The sequence below is a fragment of the Methylophaga sp. UBA5088 genome (assembly GCF_002414625.1).
GTDB classification, from domain to species: domain Bacteria; phylum Pseudomonadota; class Gammaproteobacteria; order Nitrosococcales; family Methylophagaceae; genus Methylophaga; species Methylophaga marina.
In genome coordinates this window covers 30,074-34,982 of the sequence record NZ_DIAC01000112.1, presented here as the reverse complement: position 1 = coordinate 34,982, position 4,909 = coordinate 30,074, and the positions used below count along the sequence as shown (strand labels likewise).

Here is a 4,909-nt window from a genome sequence, read left to right as displayed (position 1 = left end):
GAGCTATTCTTGGTCAAATGCTATTACGGCATAAATCCAAAAAGAAAGCTTTCCGTCAGGTGTTTTGGTTAACTATCATCTTAAATATTGCTGGTTTAGTTTGGCTTCATACTTCATCAGGAAGTGCCTTTTTACAGAGTCTGGGCATGTAAACAAAAAAGGGAGTCAGCATCGGCTAACTCCCCCTCTTTTATTTCTACTAATTTTTATTACTAATGCAAGGTGTTGGGATCACTCGCAGAAGCGATGGTGTCATTAAACAACTTGGCAACATCGACTTTATCGAAGGTGTAATGTTGATTACAGAACTCACAAGCGACTTCGATTTCACCTTCGGTAGCGATAATGTCATCGGCCTCTTCCTGCCCTAACATGGCGATGGTTTCTTCTACTCGCTGACGTGAGCAAGTACAGGAGAAACGTAGATCAGTTGGTTCGTATAATCTGACTTGTTCTTCATGAAACAGGCGATGTAATAAGGTTTCTGATTCCAGGGTTAGCAACTCTTCATCGGTAATGGTGCTTGCCAGTTGGCTGATACGGAACCAGTCTTCCTGGGCATCCTCTCGTTGGTTTTCTTCGCTGGGTAATTGCTGTAAGAATAAGCCAGCCACATTATGTTCATTCGCTGATAACCAGATTTTGGTGGCTAATTGTTCTGAGTTCTCAAAATAGCTTTCCAGCGTTTCTGACAGATTGTCACCGTGTAAACTGACCACGCCCTGGTAAGGTTGTTTTGCGCCTTCTTGTTCAATGGTGATGGCTAAGGTACCGCCGCCCATCATATCAGTCAGGCTGGCATCGTCGGCGATATCCCCATCCCACTGAGCCAGACCACGTAAGGTATTTTGGCTGGTGCATTCCACCATCATTAGAGAAACCGGGCCTTCAGAACGCACTTGTAAAACCAGTCGGCCAGTAATTTTGACTGTGGCGGCTAACAATGCTGCCGCGCCCATCATTTCACCTAAGACATTGCGTAAGGCTTGAGGGTAGTCACGACGCTTTAGGACTTCCTGCCAACTTTCCTGCAAATTGACCCATTCACCACGAATCGCTGCATTATCAAAAATAAACCGTTGTAAACAATCTGATTTCACTACTGTGATACCTATTTCTTTAAGTTTGGGAGTGAGCGTTTTTTAGCAAATCAGGAGATAAGAAATCACCACATTTCTTTCACCCAATAAAAAAGCCGGACAACTACTTGCCCGGCTATTCTATCGCATATGCGTGTTTTAACTAAGCAATCTTCAACAAAATTTCGTTGATACGTTTGACATAGGTAGCTGGGTCTTCCAGTTGTCCACCTTCTGCCAGTAGTGCCTGGTCAAACAGAATCGATGTCCAGTCGGTAAAGCGACTTTCATCTGATTCATCTTTCAGTTTTACCACCATTGGATGCTCAGGGTTCAGCTCCATAATCGGTTTAGTCCCTGCCACATCCTGGCCGGCCGCTTTTAACATACGCTCAAGATTCATACTCATATCGTAGTTATCGGCGACTAAACAGGCTGGAGAGTCTGTTAAACGATGCGTGATACGCACGTCTTTGACTTTGTCTTCCAGTGATTTTTTGACTCTTTCGACTAAGTCTTCGAAGTTTTTATCGGTTTCTTCCTGCGCTTTTTTCTCTTCTTCGTCTTCCAGTTCACCTAAGTCTAAGTCACCTTTTGCGACAGATTGCAGGTGTTTATCATCAAACTCAGTCAGAGAATTTACTAGCCATTCATCGACACGGTCAGTCAGCAATAAGACTTCGATACCTTTCTTACGGAAGACTTCCAGGTGTGGGCTGTTTTTCGCCGCGGCATAGCTTTCTGCGGTGATGTAGTAAATCTTCTCTTGCTTGTCTTTCATCCGGCTGACGTAGTCTTCCAGAGACACGGTTTGGTCTGACGAGCCAGATTCTGTGGTAGCAAAACGGAACAGTTTCGCTAATGTTTCTTTGTTAGCAAAGTCTTCGCCTGGGCCTTCTTTTAAGACCTGACCAAACTCTTTCCAGAACTCAGCATATTGCTCAGGCTCATTTTTCGCCAGTTTGCTGATTTCACTCAGCACTTTTTTCACTGATGCTGCACGAATGGTGTCAATGGTTTTGCTGCTTTGCAGAATTTCACGTGACACATTCAGTGGTAAATCGTTGGTATCAATCACACCACGAACGAAACGCAGATAACGTGGCATTAATTGTTCGCTGTCTTCCATGATAAAGACACGTTTTACATACAGCTTGATACCGTGCATGCGGTCACGGTCCCACATATCAAACGGCGCTTTAGATGGAATATACAGTAGAGAGGTATATTCAATATTGCCTTCGACTTTGTTGTGACTCCACAGCATGGGATCTTGGTAGTCGTGGGCAATTTGTTTATAGAATTCTTTGTACTGATCTTCAGTGATGTCGTTTTTTGACAAGGTCCATAAAGCCGTGGCTTTATTGATGGTTTCATCACCTTTATCAGCTTCATCAATTTCGCCGTCTTCATTTGGCAATGGCTCTTTTGCCATCAGAATCGGTAGATTGATGTGATCCGAGTATTTGGTGATGATGTTACGTAAGCGCCAGCCATTTGCGAATTCTTCTTCACCTTCGCGAAGATGTAGCGTAATTTCTGTGCCACGCTGAGGCTTTTCGATGGTTTCAATAGTGAACTCACCTTCACCAGCCGATTCCCACTGCACGCCATGCTCAGCCGTCAAACCAGCACGACGTGTTCTCAAGGTGACTTTGTCAGCAACGATAAAGGCAGAGTAAAAACCAACACCGAACTGGCCGATTAATTGTGAGTCTTTGGTTTGGTCACCGGTTAAGTTGTCAAAAAACTTACGTGTACCACTGCGTGCAATGGTACCGATGTTTTCGATTACTTCTTCACGTGTCATACCAATACCGTTATCACTGATCGTGACGGTATTTTTGTCTTTATCAAACTCAACACGAATCTTTAATTCTGCGTCATCTTCATAAAGTGCATCGTCTGATAACGCTTCAAAACGCAATTTATCTGCTGCATCCGCTGCGTTTGAAACTAATTCACGTAAAAATATCTCTTTGTTGGAGTACAAAGAGTGAATCATCAGATTCAATAGTTGTTTGACTTCAGTTTGAAAACCTAGCGTTTCCTTATGTGCATCAACACTCATTGAAAAAATGCCTCCGTATGGCTATTTATTTGAACATGGGAAGCAGATGGGGTCGGCGCTTTTTAAAATCAAGAGCAAACCATCAATAACTGTGACTTGGATTTTTCTTTCGGGCCAACCATAATAGAGATTCATTTTCTCAAGCCGGATAGTGCTCGGTTGACACAAGTACATTGGATTTTAAATACATGTCGAAAAACCAGCTCCGCATTCTGACCTACAATCTGCATAAAGGCTTTAACACCAGCAACCGCCAGTTCACGCTGCATCCCATTCGAGATGCCTTGGTGGAGACCAATGCCGATATCATGCTACTGCAGGAAATTCAGGGCGAGCACAGCAAGCATGGTTTGATTCATGACACCTGGCCGGAAGGTCTGCATTCTGAATTTTTAGCCAAAGATGTGTGGCCGCATCATGCCTATGGCAAAAATGCGATTTACGAAGTGGGTCATCACGGTAATGCCATTCTGAGTAAATTCCCACTTGTCAGCTGGGAAAATATCAATGTGTCTCCTTTCACCTGGGCCAGCCGTAGCCTGTTGCATGGTGAAGTTCAATTGCCCTGGTCTGACGATATTTTGCATATCATTTGTATACACCTTGGACTCACTGGCATTGAGCGACGCAAACAATTTAGCTTGTTATGTGATCGCATTCAGGCACACGTACCGGACAGTGCACCACTGATTGTTGCTGGTGACTTTAATGATTGGACCGGGCAAGCAGAGAAACGTATGGCACAGCGTTTACATCTAAAAGAAGCCTACCGCACATTGCATAATCGTTATGCTCGCACCTGGCCCTCATGGATGCCTATGTTAAAAATGGATCGCATTTATTATCGGGGCATGGAGCCAACATTGTGCGGCAGACCACCTCATTCATCATGGAATCAGCTGTCAGATCATGCCCCGCTTATTGCTGCTTTTGATCTACCCTGACTGCTCATAGCTCTGCGAATGAACATTTTTGGGCAGCTCAAAGATTGGGCTAAGGCACTAAAAACTCAAATATCGGCTCTGTATATCGCCTATCAGCGCCCTGATGTACCACTCATCAGTAAAATGATTATCAGTCTTGTCATTGCTTATGCCGTTAGCCCAATCGATCTGATTCCAGACTTTATTCCTGTATTGGGATGGTTGGATGAACTGCTGCTGTTACCCATTGGCTGCTGGCTGGCTATCCAATTTATGTCTGAAGAGGTCTGGTTCGATTGCAAGCTAAAAGCGAAGGAAAACCCCATCCAGCTTCCAGAAAACCGTTGGGTCATGTGGGCAATTATCTTGTTGTGGTGTGTGCTGATGGCTTGGTTTGTTTATCTTATTTGGCCCAGCTTCACAGGCAGTGTCTAAGCTCTGCTGACTTGCAGAGATAAAGTAATTTTCATTTAATGTACTGCTTTGAGTTACACAGGCCGTGTGTAATGTCATCTGAAAAATCCGTCTATATCTGAGGTGAACATGTCTGAGTCAAAAAAACTCGATAGTCCATTAACATTCACAATAGGTCACGAACAATTACAGATTCGTCGACGCTATGAAGTGCTCAGTATTCTTAATGACTTTCTGATTGCTATCTGGTTTTTGATTGGCAGTATTTTATTTCTGTATCCCGTCTATGAAAAAACCGCGATATGGCTGTTTATTATTGGGAGTTTTCAATTTCTATTACGTCCGACTTTACGTTTAGCTTCACACATTCACCTGCAACGTATACCTGAGTCTGAGTGGCAAAAATAGTAGCTCGACAACCG

5 protein-coding genes are annotated in these 4,909 nt (G+C 43.8%); 3 read left to right on the top strand and 2 right to left on the bottom strand.

All coding sequences use genetic code 11. The features are described from left to right. Positions 1-212: 212 nt before the first annotated feature. Both hslO and htpG read right to left on the bottom strand, forming a co-directional pair. Entirely contained in the window at positions 213-1,100 is an 888-nt protein-coding gene (hslO, locus tag B4K20_RS14345) for an Hsp33 family molecular chaperone HslO (RefSeq protein ID WP_289283420.1), read from the bottom strand. 142 nt (positions 1,101-1,242) lie between these two features. Further along, on the bottom strand, positions 1,243-3,150 hold the full coding sequence (gene htpG / locus B4K20_RS14340) for a molecular chaperone HtpG (RefSeq protein ID WP_289283419.1): 1,908 nt from the start codon (positions 3,148-3,150) through the stop codon (positions 1,243-1,245). 188 nt (positions 3,151-3,338) lie between these two features. On the opposite strand from htpG, the gene B4K20_RS14335 reads away from it, so the two are divergent. The 3 genes from B4K20_RS14335 (at position 3,339) to B4K20_RS14325 (ending at position 4,895) form a co-directional block, all read left to right on the top strand. Then, on the top strand, positions 3,339-4,094 hold the full coding sequence (locus B4K20_RS14335) for an endonuclease/exonuclease/phosphatase family protein (RefSeq protein ID WP_289283418.1): 756 nt from the start codon (positions 3,339-3,341) through the stop codon (positions 4,092-4,094). Positions 4,095-4,112: 18 nt separating this feature from the next. Further along, positions 4,113-4,508 carry a YkvA family protein gene (locus B4K20_RS14330; RefSeq protein WP_289283417.1) on the top strand — a complete coding sequence of 132 codons (396 nt, stop codon included), beginning with the start codon at positions 4,113-4,115 and terminating at the stop codon, positions 4,506-4,508. A 108-nt stretch (positions 4,509-4,616) separates the two neighbouring features. Then, positions 4,617-4,895, top strand: coding sequence for a YrhK family protein (locus B4K20_RS14325; protein WP_286304101.1), 279 nt, complete (start codon positions 4,617-4,619; stop codon positions 4,893-4,895). Positions 4,896-4,909: the final 14 nt, after the last annotated feature.